We start from the raw sequence: 273 nt of genomic DNA on the forward strand, positions 1-273 counted from the left end.
GACAACCTCCAGGCCCACGATGCGACCGATCTGCTGCTGGTGGAACGGGCGCTCGCTCTCGACGTGCCGGGGCCCGAGACGGTCGTGATCGGCGACGAGTACGGCGCGATCACGCTGGCTCTCACGGCGGCTGGGCGGCGCGGGACCCGGGTGCACCAGGACCTCGCGACCGGACGCCGCGCGCTCGCCCGCAACGCCGAGGAGCACGGGATCGGTGGGTTCACCCCGCACGAACTCGACGAGGGCCTGCTCACCGGTGCACAACTGGTGCTG

At 72.2% G+C, this 273-nt stretch carries 1 pseudogene; it reads left to right on the forward strand.

The window, feature by feature from the left end:
* Positions 1-273, forward strand: a pseudogene (locus KVS71_RS17460) (SAM-dependent methyltransferase); the annotation flags it as partial.

Origin of the sequence: Microbacterium sp. GbtcB4 (assembly GCF_019091465.1) — a bacterium.
Classification (GTDB): Bacteria; Actinomycetota; Actinomycetes; order Actinomycetales; family Microbacteriaceae; genus Microbacterium; species Microbacterium paraoxydans.